Consider the following 21,457-nt stretch of genomic DNA (forward strand, 5'->3'; position numbering starts at 1 on the left):
ATGGACAACGAACAGAAGCTCAGGGACTATCTCAAGCGGGCGAGCGCCGATCTCCGGCGGACTCGCCGCCGGCTGGGCGAGATCGAGGCCGCGGCACAGGAGCCCATCGCCATCGTCGGGATGAGCTGCCGCTACCCGGGCGGGGTGACCGGCCCCGAGGACCTCTGGCGCATGGTCGAGTCCGGTGAGGACGGCATCTCCGGTCTGCCGGCCGACCGGGGCTGGGACCTCGGCGAGCTGGCCGGGACGGCCGTCTCCGGTGGTTTCCTGCACGACGCTCCCGAGTTCGACGCGGACTTCTTCGGCATCTCCCCGCGCGAGGCGCTGGCGATGGACCCGCAGCAGCGGGTGCTGCTGGAAGCGGCCTGGGAGGCGTTCGAGCGGGCCGGAATCGAACCGGGCACCCTGCGCTCCAGCCGGACCGGGATGTTCGTGGGCGCGATGGCGCAGGACTACCGGGTGGGCCCGGCCGACGGCGTGGAGGGCTTCCAGCTCACCGGCAACACCACCAGCGTGATGTCCGGCAGGCTCTCCTACACCTTCGGTGTCGTCGGACCGGCCGTCACCGTGGACACGGCGTGTTCGTCTTCGCTGGTGGCCCTGCATCTGGCCACCCAGTCGCTGCGCGCGGGGGAGTGCTCGCTGGCGCTCGCGGGCGGCATCACCATCATGTCGAGCCCGGCCACCTTCATCGAGTTCGGCCGCCAGGGCGGTCTGTCGGCCGACGGCCGCTGCCGCTCGTTCGCCGACTCCGCGGACGGCACCGGCTGGGCCGAGGGCGTCGGCGTGCTCGTCCTGGAACGGCTGTCGGACGCCCGGCGCAACGGCCACGAGGTGCTGGCCGTGGTGCGGGGCACGGCCGTCAACCAGGACGGCGCGTCCAACGGGCTGACCGCGCCCAACGGCCCCTCCCAGCAGCGCGTGATCGAGCAGGCGCTGATCAACGCCCGGCTGTCCGCCGACCAGATCGACGCGGTGGAGGCACACGGCACCGGCACGACGCTGGGCGACCCGGTCGAGGCCCAGGCCCTGCTGGCCACCTACGGCCAGAACCGCGGCGACCGGAGCCCGTTGCTGCTCGGGTCGGTCAAGTCGAACCTCGGGCACACCCAGGCCGCGGCGGGCGTCGCGGGCATCATCAAGATGGTCATGGCGATGCGGCACGGGGTGCTGCCGCGCACCCTGCACATCGACCGGCCCTCGACCCATGTGGACTGGGCGTCCGGCGCCGTGGAACTGCTGACCGAGCCGACCCCCTGGCCGGCGACGGGCGAGCCGCGCCGGGCCGGGGTCTCCTCGTTCGGCATCAGCGGCACCAACGCCCACACCATCATCGAACAGGCCCCCGCCGCGGCGCCGGACGGGGACGGGGAGGACGAGCCGACCGGCCCCGGCGACACGGCGGCCGGGGAGGACCCGCACGCCGCCGAGACACCCGAACCCGTCGCGACGCTCGACCCGGGCATGGTGCCGCTCCCGGTGTCGGGCCGGACCCCCGAGGCGCTGCGGGAGCAGGCCACCCGGATCCGTACCCTCCTCGACACGGCCCCCGGGGCCGACCTCGCCGACCTCGCCTTCTCGCTGGCCACCACCCGGGCGGGCTTCGAGCACCGGGCCGTCATCACCGCGGGCGAGCGGGCCACCGCGGCCGCCGCACTGTCCGCGCTGGCCTCCGACGACGCCCCCGCCGGCCTGGTCAGGGGCACCGCGCGCGCCACTCGAAAGCTGGCGTTCCTGTTCGCCGGGCAGGGCAGCCAGCGGCTGGGCATGGGACGCGAACTGGCCGAGCGCTTCCCGGTGTTCGCCCAGGCGCTGGACACCGCCGTCACCGCCCTGGACGCCGAGCTCGACCGCCCGCTGCGCGAGGTCCTCTTCGCGGCCGAGGACACCCCCGAAGCCGCCCTGCTGGACCGCACCGCATACGCCCAGCCCGCCCTGTTCGCCGTCGAGGTCGCCCTGTTCCGCCTGGTCGAGTCCTGGGGCATCACCCCCGACTTCCTGGCCGGACACTCCATCGGGGAGATCGCGGCCGCCCACGCGGCCGGGGTGTTCTCCCTGGCCGACGCGGCGCGCCTGGTCGTGGCGCGCGGCCGGCTGATGGAGGAGCTCCCGGCCGGCGGCGCGATGGTGTCCGTACAGGCCACCGAGTCCGAGGTGGCGCCACTGCTGACCGGGCGGACCGACCACGTCTCCCTCGCGGCGGTCAACGGTCCCTCGGCCGTCGTGGTGGCGGGCGACGAGGACGCGGTGGCCGAGATCGAGGCGCACTTCGCGGGCGAGGGCCGCAAGACCAAGCGGCTGCGGGTCAGCCACGCCTTCCACTCGCCCCGCATGGAACCGATGCTCGCGGAGTTCCGCGCCGTGGTCGCGGGGCTGTCGCCGCAGGCACCGGTCGTGCCGGTCGTGTCGAACCTGACCGGTGTCCAGGCGACCGTGCGACAGCTGACGTCCGCCGACTACTGGGTGGACCACGTACGCCAGGCGGTGCGGTTCGCCGACGGCATCGGCTGGCTGCACGGACACGGCGTCGACACCTATCTGGAGCTGGGCCCCGACGGCGTCCTGTCCGCGCTGACCCGGACCTGCCTCGAGAACACCGCCACCGACGGGGCCGCGGGCGAGCCCGGCGCCGCCGTCCCGCTGCTGCGGCCGGGCCGCCCCGAGCCCGCGACGCTCACCACCGCCCTGGCCGAGCTGTACGTACGCGGCGTCCCGGTCCACTGGGACCGCTACTTCGCCGGGACCGGTGTCCGCCGGGTGGACCTGCCGACCTACCCGTTCCAGCGCCGCCGGTACTGGCCCAAGGGCGTCCTCACCCCGGCGGGCGATGTGCGGGCCGCGGGCATGGGCGCAGCGCACCACCCCCTGCTGGCCGCCGCCGTGTCCCTGGCGGACTCCGACGGCTTCCTGCTCACCGGCAGGCTCTCCCTGCGGTCCCACCCCTGGCTGGCCGACCACGCCGTGCACGGCACCGTCATCCTGCCCGCGACCGCGTTCCTGGAGCTGGCCATCCGCGCCGGTGACGAGGTCGGCTGCGACCGGGTCGAGGACCTCACCCTCGCCGCGCCCCTGGCCCTGCCCGAACACGGCGGCGTCCAGGTGCAGATGTGGATCGGCGGCCCGGACGAGTCCGGCCGGCGGACCCTCAACCTCTACTCCCGGCCCGACGGCGACGGCGACGGCGACGGCGACAGCGACGGCGACGGCGGCGACGAGCTGCCCTGGACCCGGCACGCGACCGGTGTGCTCACCAGCGGCGCCAACCGGATCGCCTTCGACGCCGTCCAGTGGCCCCCGGCCGACGCGCGGCCCCTCGCGCTGGACGGCCTCTATGACCGGCTGGGGGCGGACGGCCTCGCCTACGGGCCGCTCTTCCGGGGGCTGCGCGCCGCCTGGACACGCGGCGAGGAGACCTTCGCCGAAGTGGCGCTGCCGCCCTCCGCGCAGGGCCCGGACGGCTCGTTCGGGCTGCACCCCGCCCTGCTGGACGCCGCCCTCCACGCGATGCTCGCCGCCCCCGGCCGGGACCCGGACCCCGACGGCCGGGGCACCGCCCTGCCGTTCTCCTGGGAGGGCGTGTCCCTGCACGCGACCGGCGCGTCCGAGGTACGGGTACGGATGTCCCGGGCCGATGATGACAGCCTGTCGATCGCGGTCGCGGATCCCACCGGCCAACCCGTCGCCTCGGTCGAGGCGCTGACGCTGCGCGCCCTGCCGGCCGGCCGCCCGGGTGACGGCGCCGCGGCCGGGCGGGACTCGCTGTTCCGCGTGGCCTGGACACCGTTGCCCGCCCCGGCGACGGACGGGACGCCGGCGGGGGCCGCACCCGGGCCCGTGGTGGTCCTCGGCCCCGACGACCTGGGGCTCGCCGAGGCCCTTCGGAACTCCGGCACCGAGGCGGAGGTCCATGACGACCCGGCCGCCCCGACCGGATCCGGCGCCCCGCTGCCCGGTACGGTGCTGGTCCCGCTCGTGGGCGACGCCGCCGCCGAGATGGCCGACGCGGTCCGCGCGCTGACGTCACGTGTGCTGGACCTGCTGCGCGCCTGGTCGGCCGAGGAGGAGCGCGCGGGGACCCGGCTGGTGTTCGTGACCCGCGGGGCGGTGGCCGCCGACCGCGACGAGGCCGCGCCCGGGCAGGCTCACGGCGAAGGCGGCGATGCGGCCCTCGACCTCGCGGCAGCGGCCGTCTGGGGCCTGGTGCGCTCCGCGCAGGCCGAGGCGCCCGGCCGCTTCACCCTGGTGGATTTGGACCCCGAGGACTCCTCGGCCGCCCTGCCCCTGAGCGCGTTGACGGCAGACGAACCCCAACTGGCCGTCCGCCAAGGCACCATGCTGGCGCCGCGGCTCGCCCGGGTCACCGCGCCCGCGCCGGACACCGCGGCCACGCGAGCCGCGGCCGACCCGGCGCCCGGCTGGAACCCCGAGGGCACGGTCCTGATCACCGGCGGCACGGGCGGGTTGGGTGCCCTGGTCGCCCGCCATCTGGCCGCCGAGCGCGGCGTACGCCATCTGCTGCTGCTCAGCCGCCGCGGCGGCGCGGCCGAGGGCGTGGCCGACCTGGTCGCGGATCTCGCCGATCTCGGCGCGGACGCGACCGTCGTGGCCTGCGACGCGGCCGACCCCGCCGCGCTGGCCGCCGTCTTGGCGCGCGTCCCCGCCGAGCATCCGCTGACCGCGGTCGTCCACGCGGCCGGAGTACTCGACGACGGCATGATCGGCTCGCTGACGGCCGAGCGCATGGACACCGTGCTGCGGCCCAAGGTCGACGCGGCCTGGGCCCTGCACCGGGCGACCGGCGGGCCGGAGCCGGCCGCGTTCATCGTCTTCTCGTCGCTGGCCGGCACCGTCGGCACCGCGGGCCAGGGCAACTACGCGGCGGCCAACGCGTTCCTCGACGCGCTCGTCCGCCACCGGCGGTCCCAGGGCCTGCCGGCCCAGTCCCTCGCCTGGGGGCCGTGGGCCCTCTCGGACGGGATGACCGGCTCGCTCACCGAGGCGGACCTGCGGCGACTGGCCCGCATGGGCACCCCCGCCCTCTCGCCCGAGCAGGGCCTGGCCCTGTTCGACACCGCGGTCACGAGCGGCCACCCCGTCCTGCTGCCGGTACGGCTCGACCTGGCCGCGCTCCGCGCCCTCGCCGACCCACCGCATCTGCTGCGCGGGCTGATCCGCAGGCCCCACCGCCGATCGGTGGTGGCGGGGTCGGGCACCGCCTCCGGGCTGGCGCAGCGGCTGGCCCGGCTGGACGGTGACCAGCGCACCCGGACCGTGGTGGAGCTGGTCCGGGCCCAGGTCGCCGCCGTGCTCGGACACTCGGGACCCGAGGCCGTCGATCCGGCCCGCGCCTTCCAGGACCTGGGGTTCGACTCGCTGACCGCGATCGAGCTGCGCAACCGGCTCAGCGCGGCCACCGGGCTGCGCACCTCCGCCACCGCCGTCTTCGACTACCCCACGGTCACCGCGCTCGCCCGCCACGTACTCGACGAACTCCTCGGCAGCCGTGCCGCGGCTGACCCCGACCCGGCACGGCCGAATTCCGCCGCGGCTGCCGAGGACCCCGTCGTCATCGTGGGAATGGGCTGCCGCTATCCGGGCGGCGTCAGCTCCCCCGAGGAGCTGTGGCGGCTGGTCAGCGAAGGCACCGACGCGATCTCCGGGCTCCCCGTCAACCGCGGCTGGGACCTGGAGACGCTCTACGACCCGGACCCCGACCACCACGGCACCACCTACACGCGTGGCGGCGGATTCCTGTACGACGCGGGCGAGTTCGACGCCGCCTTCTTCAACATGAGCCCGCGCGAGGCGCTGGCCACCGACACCCAGCAGCGGCTGCTGCTGGAGACCTCCTGGGAGGCCGTGGAGCGGGCCGGGATCGACCCGGTGTCGCTGCGCTCCAGCCGGACCGGTGTGTTCACCGGGGTGATGTACAACGACTACGGCACCGTCCTCGCGGGCGGCGGCGGCTTCGAGGGCTTCCTGGGCAGCGGAACCTCCCCGAGCGTGGCCTCGGGCCGGGTGTCGTACACGCTGGGCCTGGAGGGCCCGGCGGTGACCGTGGACACCGCGTGTTCGTCATCGCTGGTGGCCATCCACCTGGCGGCGCAGGCGCTGCGGGAGGGCGAATGCTCGCTCGCGCTCGCCGGCGGCGCCACGGTCATGTCGACACCGGCGTCGCTGATCGAGTTCTCGCGGCAGCGGGGGCTGTCGCCGGACGGGCGGTGCAGGGCGTTCTCGGACTCGGCCGACGGCGTGGGCTGGTCCGAGGGCGTGGGCGTGGTCGTGCTGGAGCGGCTGTCGGACGCGCGGCGCAACGGGCACGAGGTGCTCGCCGTGGTCCGGGGTTCCGCGGTCAACCAGGACGGCGCGTCCAACGGCCTGACCGCTCCGAACGGTCCGTCCCAGCAGCGGGTGATCCGTCAGGCGCTGGCGAGCGGGGGGCTGTCCGTCTCGGATGTGGACGCGGTGGAGGCGCACGGCACGGGCACCACGCTGGGCGACCCGATCGAGGCGCAGGCGCTGCTGGCCACGTACGGGCAGGATCGGGAACTGCCCCTGTGGCTCGGGTCGGTGAAGTCGAACATCGGGCACACCCAGGCCGCGGCGGGCGTGGCCGGTGTGATCAAGATGGTGATGGCGATGCGGCACGGTGTGCTTCCGGGCACACTGCACGTGGACGCGCCGTCGTCGCATGTGGACTGGGAAGCGGGCGCGGTCGAACTGCTCACTCAGGCGGTGGAGTGGCCGTCGACGGACCGGGTGCGCCGGGCGGGCGTGTCCTCGTTCGGCATCAGCGGCACCAACGCCCACCTGATCGTCGAACAGCCCGCGCCGTCGAGCCCCGAGCCCGGCGAGCCCATGCAGCCGACCGACGGCCGCGGCGCCGTTCCCTGGCTGCTGTCCGGCCGCGGCCGCGCGGCGCTGCGGGCCCAGGCCGCCCGTCTGGCGTCCCGCGTGGAGGCCGACGCCGCGTTGGACGCCACCGATGTGGCGCTCTCGCTCGCCACCACCCGCACGGTCTTCGAGCAGCGCGCCGCCGTGGTCGCGCAGGACCGGTCCGGGCTGCTGCGCGCGCTGGCCGCGCTCGCCGAGGGCCGCCCCGACCCCGCCGTGGTCGAGGGCGAGGCGGGAGGCGCGGACCGGCCGGCGCTGCTCTTCTCCGGCCAGGGCAGCCAGCGGCCGGGAGCGGGCCGGGAACTGTACGCGGGGTTCCCGGTGTTCGCCCGGGCGCTGGACGAGGTCTGCGCCGAGCTGGACCCGTACCTGGACCGCCCCCTGCGCGAGGTGTTGTTCGCCGACGAGGGCACGCCCGAAGCCGAACTGCTCGACCGGACCGGCTGGACGCAACCCGCCGTGTTCGCCATCGAGGTGGCGCTCTTCCGGTTGATGCTCTCCTGGGGCGTCGAACCCGGCTGTGTCGCGGGCCACTCGATCGGCGAGCTGGCCGCGGCCCACGCCGCCGGTGTGCTGACCCTCCCGGACGCCTGCGCCCTGGTGGCCGCGCGGGCCCGGCTGATGCAGGCCCTGCCCGCGGGCGGGGCGATGGTGTCCGTGCAGGCCGACGAGGACGAGGTGGCGCCGCTGCTGGCCGGCCGGGGCCACGAGATCGCGGTGGCCGCGGTGAACGGCCCGACCGCGCTGGTCCTCTCCGGTGACGAGGCGGCCGTGCTCGAGGTCGCCTCCCACTTCTTCGACCTGGGCCGCAAGACCAAGCGGCTGCGGGTCAGCCACGCCTTCCACTCGCCCCGCATGGACGCCATGCTCGACGGCTTCCGCGAGGTGGCGCGCGGCCTGGCCTACGCCGCGCCGACCATCCCGATGGTGTCCAATGTGACCGGCGAGTTCGTCGGCGAGGAACAGATCTGCTCCCCGGACTACTGGGTGGAGCACGTGCGCGGGACGGTTCGCTTCGCCGACGGCGTGCGCACCCTCCGCGACGCGGGCGCGACCACCCTCCTCGAACTCGGCCCGGACGGCGTCCTGTCCGCGATGGCCGAGGACACACTCGGCGATGACTCCGCGGCCGAGGCGGTGCCCGCGCTGCGGGCCGACCGCGCCGAGGACCTGACCGTCGCGACGGCCCTGGCCAGGCTGCACGTCCGCGGGGTGCGCGTGGACTGGCCCAGGTACTTCGCCGGCCGCGGCGCGCGCCGTGTCGACCTGCCGACGTACGCCTTCCAGCACGACTTCTACTGGCCCGACACCGCCGCGCGCACCAGCCCGGAGGCGGTCGCGGATCCGGCGGACGAGCGGCTGTGGAGCGCGGTCGAACGCAGGGACGCCGAGGAACTGGCCACCGTACTCGGACTGGAGGACGAACACCACGCGTCGCTCTACGCCCTCCTGCCCGCGCTGTCCTCGTGGCGTCAGAACAGGCATGAGAAGGCCGTGCTGGACTCCTGGCGATACCAGGTGGAGTGGAAGACGCTGCGCGTGTCCGCGCCACCGGTGCCGGCCGGCACCTGGCTGGTCGTCACGGCGGACGATACGCACGACGATCGGTTCGAGGACGGCGTGGCGGACGCGCTGCGCGAGCACGGCGCCCGCGTCCACCGGGTGGTCCTGGACGAAGCGTGCGCCGACCGAGCCGTCCTGGCCGCGCGGCTCGCGGACGCTCAGGGAGACGTTCGGGGAGCGGACGGCACCACCGACGGTGTGCGCTTCGGTGAGGTGTCAGGCGTGCTCTCACTGCTCGCCGTCGCCGAGCGCCCCGACCCCGCCCATCCGGCGCTGCCCGTCGGCCTGGCGCTCACCGTCGCCCTGGTGCAGGCGCTCGGCGACCTCGGTGTCACGGCCCCGCTGTGGAACGCCACGCGGGGCGCCGTGTCCACCGGGCCGTCCGACCCGGTCACCAGCCCGCTCCAGGCGGCGATCTGGGGCCTGGGGCGGGCCGCCGCCCTGGAACACCCGGAGCGGTGGGGCGGACTGGTCGACCTCCCCGAGGTACTCGACCGACCCGCCGCCCAGCGGCTCGTGAGCGTGCTGGCCGGACCCGCCGCGCCCGCCTCCGACCACCGCGCCGAGGACCAGGTGGCGATCCGCGCCACCGGAGTGTCCGCCCGCAGGCTGGCCCATCGCGCGGTGGACGGCCTGCCCGCCCCCCGCGACTTCACCGCCCGTGGCACCGTCCTGGTCACCGGCGGCACCGGCGCCCTGGGAGCCGAGGTCGCCCGGTGGCTGGCGCGCGCCGGCGCCGAACACCTGGTGCTGACCAGCCGCCGGGGCGCCCAGGCCCCCGGCGCGGACGAACTGCGCGCCGAACTCGAGGCCCTGGGCGCCGGGGTGCGCATCGTGGCCTGCGACGCCGCCGACCGCGACGCGCTGGCCGCCGCTCTCGCCGACCTTCCCGCCGACTCCCCGCTCACCGGGGTCGTACACACCGCGGGTGTCGCCTCGGCAGCACCGCTGGAGGGCATGGGGCGCGCGGAGTTCGAGGAGGCGGTCGCCGCGAAGCTGGCCGGGGCCGCCCACTTGGACGCCCTGCTGGGCGACCGTGACCTGGATCTGTTCGTGCTGTTCGGCTCCCTCGCCGGCGTGTGGGGAAGCGGCGGCCAGAGCGCCTACGGCGCGGCGAACGCCTACCTGGACGCGCTGGCGGAACACCGCCGCGCCCGCGGACTCGCGGCCACCTCCGTGGCCTGGGGCCCCTGGGCCGAGTCCGGTATGGCCACCCACGAGGCGATGGCGGACCGGCTCAAGCGGCACGGTCTGCGGTTCCTGGCGCCCGAGCGGGCCATCGCCGAACTGCGCCGCGCCGTGGTGCAGGGCGACGCGACCGTGACCGTCGCCGACGTCGACTGGGACCGGTATCTGCCCGTTTTCACCTCCGTACGGCCGAGCCCGCTGCTCCGCGACCTGCCCGAGGCCCGGGAGCAGGCGCGGGCGCAGGCGGGCGAGCGGTCCGCGGCCTCGGACGCGGACGGCGGATCGGAGCTGGCCCGGCGGCTGCGCGGGCGCGCCGAGGCCGAGCAGGAACGGCTGCTGACCAGCCTGGTCCGCGCCGAGGCTGCCGCCGTGCTCGGGCATGCCTCCGCCGACGGCGTACCCGAAGAGCGTGCCTTCCGCGACCTGGGGTTCGACTCGCTGACCGCGGTGGAGCTGCGCAAGCGGCTGGTCACCCTGACCGGGCTGAGCCTGCCGAGCACCACGGCCTTCGACTACCCGAGCCCCGTGGCGCTGGCGCGGCATCTGCGCACCCTGCTCCTCGGCACCGGGGCCGCCGTCACCGGGCCCGTGGCGCTCTCCTCGGCCCATGGCGACGAGCCGATCGCCATCATCGGGATGAGCTGCCGCTTCCCCGGCGGCGTGCGCTCCCCCGAGCAGCTGTGGCGGCTCGTGGCCGAGGGGACGGACGCCATCTCGGAGTTCCCCACCGACCGCGGCTGGGACGCGGCCGCGCTGTACGACCCCGACCCCGACCGGGCGGGCAGGACGTACTCGACACTGGGCGGTTTCCTGCACGACGCTGGCGAGTTCGACCCGGCGTTCTTCGGCATCTCGCCACGTGAGGCGCTGTCCATGGATCCACAGCAGCGACTGCTGCTGGAGACGGCCTGGGAGAGCTTCGAACGGGCGGGCATCGACCCGAGGTCGCTGCGCTCGAGCCTCACCGGCACCTTCATCGGATCGACCTACCAGGACTACGGCACCGGGGTGGCGGACGGCACCGAGGGCCACATGGTCACCGGGAGCAGCCCCAGCGTGCTCTCCGGCCGGCTGTCCTATGTGTTCGGCCTCGAAGGCCCCGCCGTCACCGTGGACACCGCGTGTTCGTCGTCGCTGGTGGCCCTGCACCTGGCGTGCCGGTCGCTGCGCGAGGGAGAGAGCTCACTCGCCCTGGTCGGCGGCGCGACCGTGATGGCCACGCCCGCTCCGTACCTCGCCTTCAGCCGTCAGCGGGCGCTGGCCGCGGACGGCCGGTGCAAGGCGTTCTCCGACGCCGCCGACGGAATGACCCTCGCCGAGGGCGTCGGCATCCTGCTGGTCGAACGGCTCTCCGACGCCCGGCGCCACGGACACCCGGTGCTGGCGCTGGTCCGCGGCTCGGCGGTGAACCAGGACGGCGCGTCCAACGGCCTCACCGCGCCCAACGGGCCGTCCCAGCAACGGGTCATCCGGCAGGCCCTGGCCAACGCGCGGCTGTCCGCGAGTGACGTGGACGCCATCGACGCGCACGGCACCGGCACATCGCTGGGCGACCCGATCGAGGTCCAGGCGCTCCAGGCGGTCTACGGCGAGGAGCGCGCCCCGGACCGGCCGCTGCTGCTCGGCTCGGTGAAGTCCAACATCGGGCACACCCAGTCCGCGGCCGGGGTGGCGAGCGTGATCAAGATGGTCATGGCGATGCGCCACGGGCTGCTGCCCGAAACCCTGCACGCCGAGCGACCGTCGTCGCACATCGACTGGTCGCCCGGCACGGTGGCGCTGCTGACCGACCCCGTCGCCTGGCCGGACACCGGGGCGCCGCGCCGCTGTGCCGTCTCCTCGTTCGGGGTGAGCGGCACCAACGCGCACGCCGTGCTGGAGCAGGCGCCCGCGACCGAGCCGCCGCCGACCCCCGCCGAGGAGCCGCGACGGGACGTCGGGGCCCTCCCGTGGGTGCTGTCGGCCCGCGGTGCCGCCGCGCTGAAGGAGCAGGCCGCAGGCCTGCTCTCCCACCTGGACGGCCACCCCGACACGGCGTCCGCCGACATCGCGTATTCGCTGGTCACGTCGCGGTCCCTCTTCGAACACCGGGCCGTGGTCGTCGGCGAGCGCACCGAGGATCTCCGGCGGGAACTGGAGACGCTCGCCGAGGGCGCCTCGTCGGCCGCCGTGGTGCGGGGCGTTGCCGATGTGGAGGGGAAGTCGGTGTTCGTCTTCCCCGGGCAGGGTTCACAGTGGGCGGGGATGGGGGCCCGGCTGTTGGCCGAGTCCGTGGTGTTCGCGGAGCGGCTGGGGGAGTGCGCCGCTGCCCTGACACCGTTCATCGACTGGTCGCTGATGGATGTGGTGCGGCAGGTCGAAGGCGCGCCGTCGTTGGAGCGGGTGGATGTGGTGCAGCCGGTGTCGTGGGCGGTGATGGTGTCGCTCGCGGCGATGTGGCGCTCTTGCGGTGTGGAGCCGGACGCGGTGGTCGGCCATTCCCAGGGCGAGATCGCCGCCGCGTGTGTGGCGGGTGCGCTGTCCCTGGAGGACGGTGCCCAGGTCGTGGCGCTACGGAGTCAGGCGATCGCACGGCGGCTTGCCGGTGCGGGGGGCATGGCGTCGGTGCCGTTGCCGGTCGGCGAGGTGGAGGCCCGGCTGGAGCGGTGGGACGGCCGGGTGTCGATTGCCGCGGTCAACGGTCCCCGGTCGGTCGTGGTGTCCGGCGACCGGGAGGCGCTGGACGGCCTGGTCGAGGAGGTGACGGGCGAGGACGTGCGGGTGCGGCGGATCGCCGTGGACTACGCCTCGCACTCCGCCCATGTGGAGGAGCTCCACGAGGAGCTGCTGGAGCGGCTGGCGACGCTGCGCCCGCGCGCCTGCGACGTGCCGTTCTTCTCCACCGTGACCGGTGACTGGCTCGACACCACGGGCATGGACGCCGACTACTGGTACCGCAACCTGCGCCGGACCGTGTGCTTCGAACCGGCCATCCGTGCCCTCCTGGCCGCGGAACACCGGGCGTTCATCGAGATCAGCGCCCACCCCGTGCTCGCCGTCGGGATACAGGAGACGGTGGATGCCGTCGGCTGCCCCGCCGTCGTCTGCGGCACGCTGCGCCGCGACCACGGCGGTCTCGACCGCTTCCTCACCTCGCTGGCCCAGGCGTTCGTGCGCGGTGTGCCGGTCGGCTGGCCGGGAATGTTCGCGGACCACGGAGCACACCGGGTCGAGCTGCCCACCTACGCGTTCCAGCGGGAGCACTTCTGGGCGCTGCCCGCCGGGCCGGACCCGGAAGGCCGGGCGGGCCCGGAGGACACCCGTTTCTGGACCGCGGTCGAGCGGGAGGACCTCGCCTCACTGACCTCCGCCCTGCACATCGACGAGACCTCGCTGGCCGCGGTGTTGCCCGCGCTGTCGTCCTGGCGCAGGCGGCGCCAGGACCGGGCCACCGTGGACGGCTGGCGGTACCGGGTCGCCTGGCGCCCGCTGCGCGGCGTCCCCACCGCGTCCCTGTCCGGCACCTGGCTGGTCGTCACCGCCGACGGTGCGTCCGAGGCCGCCACCGACGCCGTTACGGCCGCGCTCGGCGAACACGGGGCTGCCGTACGACGGCTGGCGCTGGATGAATCCTGCGCCGACCGTGCCGTGCTGGCGGCGCGCCTCGACGACGTCAACTCGCCCCCTGAGGACGGCTCCCCGGGCTTCGCCGGGGTCGTGTCCCTGCTCGCGGCAGCCGAGGAGCCGCACAGCCGCCACCCCGCGCTGGCGGCCGGCCTCGCCCTGACCGTCGCCCTGATCCAGGCCCTCGGCGACACCGGCATCGAGGCGCCGCTGTGGTGCCTCACCCGGGGGGCGGTGTCCACCGGGCGCTCCGACCGAGTGGCGAACCCCGTCCAGGCCCAGGTGCACGGCGTCGGCTGGACCGCCGCGCTCGAACACCCCGACCGCTGGGGCGGCCTGGTCGATCTGCCCGAGACCCTCGACCGGCGCGCCGCCCGGCGGCTGGCCGCGGTCCTGGCAGGGGCCACCGGCGAGGACCAACTGGCGGTCCGCTCCTCCGGTGTGCTGGCCCGGCGTGTCGTACGCGCGCCCGCGGGCGACACGGAACCGGACACGCCCTGGACCCCGCGCGGGACCGTGCTGGTCACCGGCGGCACCGGGACCCTGGCGCCGCATCTGGCCCGCTGGCTGGCCGGGCAGGGCGCCGAGCACATCGTGCTGACCAGCAGGCGGGGCATGGCCGCGCCCGGCGCGCCCGCCCTGGTGGCCGAACTGGCCGAGCTGGGCGCCGAGGCCGAGGTCGTGGCGTGCGATGTCACGGACCGCGAGGCGCTCGCCGCTGTGCTGGCGCGGCTCAAGGCCGACGGACGCACGGTCCGTACCGCCGTGCACACGGCCGCGACCATCGCGCTGCACAGCCTGGACGAGACCACCATGGCCGAGTTCGCCGAGGTCGTCGGCGCCAAGGTGGTCGGCGCCCGGCACCTGGACGAGCTGCTCGACGACGAGGAACTCGACGCGCTCGTCCTGTACTCGTCCACCGCCGGGACCTGGGGCAGCGGCCGGCACGCCGCCTATGTGGCCGGCAACGCCTTCCTCGGCGCGCTGGCCGACCACCGCCGCGCCCGAGGGCTGCCCGCCACGGCACTGGCCTGGGGCATCTGGTCCGACGACACCCGGCTGGGCCGGGTCGACCCGGAGCAGATCCGCCGCAGCGGCCTGGTCTTCATGGACCCCGAACCGGCCCTGGCCGGACTGCGGCAGGCCCTGGACGACGACGAGACCGCGCTGGTCGTGGCGGACGTCGACTGGGAGCGCTACTACCCGGTCTACACCTCGGTGCGGCCGACGCACCTGTTCGACGAGGTGCCCGAGGCACGGCGGCGGGCGGAGACCGCCGAGCCGACAGGTGGTGCCGGCGGTGAGTTCGCCGCGCGGCTGCTGGCCCTGCCCGACGCCGAGCGGGACCGGCAGCTGCTGGACCTGGTCCGCACCGAGGCCGCCGCGGTCCTGGGACACCAGTCGCCGGAGGCCCTCACGGAGGAACGGGCCTTCCGCGACATCGGGTTCGACTCGCTGACCGCGGTGGACCTGCGCAACCGGCTCGCCGCCGCCACCGCGCTGACGCTGCCGACCACCCTGGTCTTCGACCACCCGAGCCCGGCCGCCCTGGCCGCGTATCTGCGCGCCCGGATCGCCACCGACCAGGACACCCCGGCCGGGTCCGCGCCCGCCGTCGCGGCCGCCGCGCCCGACGAGCCCATCGCCATCATCGGCATGAGCTGCCGGTACCCGGGTTCCATCGGATCCCCCGAGGAGCTGTGGGATCTCGTCGTCGGCGGCGGGGACGCCATCACCGGTTTCCCGGTGGACCGAGGCTGGGACGCCGAGGCCCTCTACGACCCGGACCCGGACCGCAAGGGCAGGACGTACTCCACCCAGGGCGGCTTCCTGCACGACGTGGCCGACTTCGACGCCGCGTTCTTCGGGATCTCGCCGCGCGAGGCCGTGGCGATGGACCCCCAGCAGCGGCTGCTGCTGGAGACCGCCTGGGAGGCGTTCGAACGCGCCGGCGTCGACCCGGCCACGCTGCGCGGCAGCGACACCGGGACGTTCATCGGGGCCAGTTACCAGGACTACACCACGGGTGTGCGGGGGGCCGCCGAGGGCTCCGAGGGCCACATGATCACCGGCACCCTGTCCAGCGTGCTGTCCGGCCGGGTGTCCTATGTGTTCGGACTCGAAGGCCCCGCGGTCACCCTCGACACGGCGTGCTCCTCCTCGCTGGTGGCGCTGCATCTGGCCTGCCAGTCGCTGCGCGACGGGGAGAGCTCCCTCGCCCTGGCGGGCGGCGTCAGCGTCATGGCCACCCCCAGCGCCTTCGTCGGCTTCAGCAGGCAGCGAGCCATGGCCACCGACGGCCGGTGCAAGGCATACTCCGACGCGGCCGACGGCATGAGCCTGGCCGAGGGCGTCGGCCTCGTCCTGATCGAGCGGCTGTCCGACGCCCGGCGCAACGGCCACCCGGTCCTCGCGCTCGTCCGTGGCTCCGCGGTCAACCAGGACGGCGCGTCGAACGGGCTGACCGCCCCCAACGGCCCGGCGCAGCAGCGCGTGATCCAGCAGGCCCTGGCCAACGCCCGGCTGACCGCGGGAGAGGTCGACGCGATCGAGGGCCATGGCACGGGCACCGCGCTCGGCGACCCGATCGAGGCCCAGGCGCTGCTGGCCACCTACGGGCAGGACCGCGAACGCCCGCTGCTGCTCGGGTCGGTCAAGTCCAACATCGGCCACACCCAGATGGCCTCCGGCGTGGCCGGCGTGATCAAGATGGTCATGGCGATGCGCCGGGGACTGCTGCCCCCCACCCTGCACGTCGACCGGCCCTCCTCCCATGTGGACTGGTCGGCCGGTGCCATCGAGCTGCTCACCGAACCGGTCGAGTGGCCCGCCACCGGGCGTCCCCGGCGGGCGGCCGTCTCCTCCTTCGGCCTCAGCGGCACCAACGCCCACACCGTGCTCGAACAGGCCCCCGAGGCGACAGAGAACGCGGAGCCCGTCGAGCAACACACCCCCGGTACCCCGGTGCCCGTCACCCTCTCCGCCCGTGGCGACGAGGCCCTGCGCGTCCAGGCGGCCCGGCTGCTGTCGCTGCTGGAGGCGGGGCCCGAACTGCCCCTGTCGGATGTGGCCTTCTCCCTGGCCACCTCCCGCTCCGCGCTGGAGCGCCGCGCCACGGTCGTGGCGGCGGACCGCACGGAGCTGCTGAGCGGCCTCGCCGCGCTGCGCGACGGCGCCCCGCACGGCTCCCTCGTCCAGGGAGGCGCGGCCGGCGGCCGGACCGCCTTCCTCTTCTCGGGCCAGGGCAGCCAGCGGGCCGGGATGGGCCGGGAGCTGTACGAGGCCTTCCCGGTGTTCGCGGAGGCCCTGGACGAGGTATGCGCACACCTGGACGGCCACCTCGAACGGCCGCTGCTCGAGGTGCTGTTCGCCGAGGAGGGCTCGGCGGACGCGGAGCTTCTGGACCGTACGGGCTGGACCCAGCCCGCCCTGTTCGCCGTCGAGGTGGCGCTGTACCGGCTCGTCGAATCCTGGGGGATCACGGCGGACTACCTGGCGGGTCATTCGATCGGCGAGATCGCGGCCGCGCATGTGGCGGGGGTGCTGTCGCGGGCGGACGCGTGCGCACTGGTGGCGGCGCGGGCCCGGCTGATGCAGGAGCTGCCCCCGGGCGGGTGCATGGTGGCGGTCGAGGCGGCGGAGGACGAGGTCGTCCCCGAGTTGGCCGAGGGGGTGTCGATCGCGGCGGTGAACGGGCCGCGTTCGGTGGTGGTGGCCGGCGACGAGTCCGCGGTCGAGCGGATCGCCGCGCGGTTCGCGGACGAGGGCCGCAAGACCCGGCGGCTGACCGTCAGCCACGCCTTCCACTCGCCGCTGATGGAGCCGATGCTGGCCGAGTTCCGGCGGGTGGCGGAGGGGCTTTCGTACCAGGCCCCGCGCATCGCCCTGGTGTCGAACCTGACCGGCGGGCCGGTCTCGGCCGAGCAGGTGTGCTCGCCGGACTACTGGGTGGAGCATGTGCGCCGCACCGTGCGGTTCGCCGACGGCGTGGAGTGGCTGGCCGGGCAGGGCGTCACCGCCTTCCTGGAGCTGGGCCCCGACGGGGTGCTGACCGCGATGGCCCAGGAGAGCCTCGCGGACCGGCCGCGGACGGCGCTGCTCCCGGTGCTGCGCAAGGGCCGTGCCGAGGTGTCCGCGATCGTCTCGGCGCTGGCACGGCTGCACACCCACGGCGTCGCCGTGGACTGGACGGCGTTCTTCGCCGGGTCCGGGGCACACCGGATCGACCTGCCCACCTACGCGTTCCAGCGGCGCCGCTTCTGGCCCGAGACCGCGGTCGGAGCGGACGGCGACGGCGCGCCGGACGCGGCGGGGGCCGAGGACGCCGAGTTCTGGTCGGCCGTGGAGCGGGCCGACCTGGAGTCGCTGGCCTCGGTCCTCGACCTGGACGACGGCGTCCTGACGGCGATGGTGCCCGCGCTGTCGACCTGGCGCAGGCAGCGCCGCGACCGCTCGGCCACCGACAGCTGGCGCTACCGCGTCACCTGGAAGCCCGTCACCGGCGACGCCACCCGGGCGCCCGCGCTCTCGGGACGCTGGCTGGTCGTGGCGCCGCCCGGAGCTGCCGAGGACGGCTGGACGCGCTCCGTCCTCGACGGCCTCGGCGTACCGACCGTGCTGGTCGAGCCCGCGGACGGGGACCGGGCCACGCTGGCCGAACTGCTGCTGCGGCGGGCGGACAGCGAAGAGGCGGGGTTCGCCGGAGTCCTGGCGCTGCCCGCGCACAACACGCCCGGGGACGACGGGGATCCGGCCACCGCCGCGGCCCACGCCGCCACGGTGGTCCAGGCCCTGGGCGACGCGGGCATCGAGGCCCCGCTGTGGTGTCTCACCCGGGGTGCGGTGTCCATCGGCCGCTCGGAGCCGGTCCATGCCCCGGCGCAGGCCGCGGTGTGGGGTCTCGGCCGGGTGGCCGCGCTGGAACACCCGGAGCGCTGGGGCGGCCTCGTCGACCTGCCCGCCGAGCCCGACCCCAAGGCGGTACGCCGACTCGCCGGGGTGCTGGGCCGGGGCGCCGACGAGGACCAGGTGGCGGTGCGCGCCTCCGGCACCTACGTACGGCGGCTGACCCACGACCCGGCCGAACCGGCCGCCGAGGCAGGAGAGTTCACCCCGACCGGCACCGTGCTGATCACCGGTGGCACCGGCGCGCTCGGCGGGCACCTCGCCCGCTGGCTGGCCGCCGAGGGCGCCGCGCATCTGGTGCTCCTCAGCCGCCGGGGGCCGCGCGCGCCGGGCGCGGAGGCGCTCGTCCAGGAGCTGACCGAGCTCGGCGCCCGGGTCACCGTCGCGGCCTGCGACGCCGCGGACCGCGAGGCCCTGGCGGCCGTGCTGGACGCGATCCCCGCCGACACCCCGCTGACGGCCGTGTTCCACACCGCCGGTGTGCTGGACGACGGGGTGGTGGACGCACTCACCCCGGACCGGTTCACCGCCGTGATGCGGTCGAAGGCACAGGCCGCCCGCAACCTCGACGAGCTGACCGAGGGCCACGATCTCGCCGCGTTCGTCCTGTTCTCCTCGGTCGCGGGCACCATAGGCGCCCCCGGGCAGGGCAACTACGCCGCGGCCAACGCCTATCTGGACGCCCTGGCCCAGCGCCGCCGGGACCGCGGTCCGGCCGCCACGTCCCTCGCCTGGGGGCCGTGGGCCGAGGCCGGGATGGTGGCCGACGGCGCGGCGCTGGAGGGCCGCGTACGCCGGGGCGGCTTCACCCCGATGCCCCCGCGGCTGGCCGTCGCCGCGCTCCGGCAGGCGATCGAACGCGACGAGCGGGTGCTGACCGTCGCCGACATCGACTGGGACCGCTTCCTCGACGCCTTCGCCACGGCACGGCCCGCGCCCCTGGTGGCCGACCTGCCGGAGGTACGGCGCGCCCGGGAGACAACGGACACCGGCCGGGGCGGCACGCCGTCGGACCAGCCGACGCTGCGCGGCCGGCTGACGAGCCTGCCCGAGACCGAGCGGGGCGCGTACGTGCTCGACCTGCTGCGCGGCCGGGTGGCCGCCGTACTCGGCCACGGCGACACCGCGGCCATCGCCCCCGACCAGGCGTTCCGGGACCTGGGCTTCGACTCGCTCACCACGGTCGAGCTGCGCAACGCGCTGTCGGCGCAGACCGGGCTGACCCTGCCGTCCTCCCTGGTCTACGACTACCCCACGCCGTACGCGCTGGCGGACTTCCTGCTCGCCGAGGTGCTCGGCGCGGCGGCTGACAGCTCCGCGCCCCCGGCGCACTCGGCGACACCGCCCGTGGACGACGACCCGGTGGCCATCGTCGGCATCAGCTGCCGGTTCCCCGGCGGCGTGGCGTCGCCGGAGGACCTGTGGCGGCTGCTCGCCGACGGCGGGGACGGCATCTCCCCGTTCCCCACCGACCGGGGATGGGACCTCGACGCGCTCACGGACGGAGCCTCCGCCACGCGGGAGGGCGGCTTCCTGCCCGACGTGGGCGACTTCGACGCCGCGTTCTTCGGCATCTCCCCGCGCGAGGCCCTCGCCATGGACCCGCAGCAGCGGCTGCTGCTGGAAACCTCGTGGGAGGCGCTGGAACGGGCCGGGATCGACCCCGCCACGCTTCGGGGCAGCGACACCGGCGTCTTCGTGGGCACCAACGGACAGGACTACGCGGGCGTGCTGCGCAAGGCCACCGCCGATGTGCGCGGACACGTGGCCACCGGCAACACGGCCAGCGTGATGTCGGGCCGGCTGTCGTACACCCTGGGGCTCGAAGGACCGGCCGTCACCGTCGACACCGCCTGCTCGTCCTCGCTGGTGTCGCTGCACTGGGCGGCCCAGGCGCTGCGGCGCGGCGAGTGCTCGCTCGTCCTGGCCGGCGGCGTCTCCGTGATGTCGAGCCCGGACTCCTTCACCGAGTTCAGCGTGCAGGGCGGACTTGCCCCGGACGGCCGGTGCAAGGCCTTCGCCGACGCCGCCGACGGCACCGCCTGGTCCGAGGGCGTCGGGGTGCTGGTCCTGGAGCGGCTCTCGGACGCCGTACGCAACGGACACGAGGTCTGGGGCGTGGTACGCGGCACCGCGGTCAACCAGGACGGCGCGTCCAACGGGCTGACGGCGCCCAACGGCCCCGCGCAGCAGCGGGTGATCCGGCAGGCCCTGTCCGACGCGCGGTTGACGCCGGGTGACGTCGACGCGGTCGAGGCACACGGCACCGGCACCACCCTGGGCGACCCCATCGAGGCGCACGCCCTGCTCGCCACCTACGGCCGGGAGCGCCGGGAACCGCTGCTGCTGGGCACCGTGAAGTCCAACATCGGCCATACGCAGGCCGCGGCCGGTGTGGCCGGTGTGATCAAGATGGTCATGGCGATGCGGCAGGGTGTGCTGCCCCGGACACTGCATGTGGACACGCCGTCCTCCCACGTCGACTGGGCGTCGGGCGCGGTGTCGCTGGTGCGCGAGGCCACGCCGTGGCCGCGGACGGACCGGCCGTGGCGGGCCGGTGTATCGGCCTTCGGCGTCAGCGGCACCAACGCCCATGTGATCGTCGAGCAGGCGCCCGTGGCCGAACCCTCCGGGCCGCACGAGCCCGGGCCGATCCCGGCCGTGGTGCCGTGGCTCGTCTCGGGCCGTGGCCAGGCGGCGCTGAACGCGCAGCTCGACCGGCTCACCTCCTTCGTTGACATGAGCGCCCCGCGGCCGTCCCCCATGGACGTGGGGTACACACTGGCCCTCGGCCGCCCGGCGTTCGACCACCGCGCGCTGCTGCTGGCCACCGCCGACCGGGTAACGGAGGCGGCGCGCGGGGTGGTACGCGCCCCCGGTGGCAGGACGGCGTTCCTCTTCTCGGGCCAGGGCAGCCAGCGGCCCGGCATGGGGCGGCGGCTCTACGACCGCTTCCCCGCCTTCGCCGAGGCGCTGGACGACGTGCTGGCCCATCTGGACACGGAGCTGGACCGTCCGCTGCGCGAGGTGATGTTCGCCGACGCCGGGACGGCCGCGGCGGAGCTGCTGGACCGTACGGGATACACCCAGCCCGCCCTGTTCGCCGTCGAAGTGGCCCTGTTCCGGCTGCTGGAGTCGTGGGGCGTACGCCCGGACCTGCTCGCCGGGCACTCCATCGGGGAACTGGCGGCGGCCCACGCCGCCGGGGTGTTCTCGCTCGCCGACGCGTGCCGGCTGGTGGCGGCGCGGGCACGGCTGATGGACGCGTTGCCCGCCGGTGGCGCGATGGTCTCGCTGGAGGCCA

1 protein-coding gene (cut by a window edge) is annotated in these 21,457 nt (G+C 75.2%); it reads left to right on the forward strand.

The window, feature by feature from the left end:
* Nucleotides 1-21,457, forward strand: partial view of a type I polyketide synthase gene (locus tag ACZ4WQ_RS36175; protein ID WP_398374968.1) — the 5' portion only. 7,391 nt of this gene lie beyond the right edge of the window; the window shows 21,457 of its 28,848 coding nt (coding positions 1-21,457); it begins with the start codon at nucleotides 1-3; its stop codon lies off the right edge, out of view.

It is taken from the genome of Streptomyces sp. NPDC028305, from assembly GCF_055569495.1.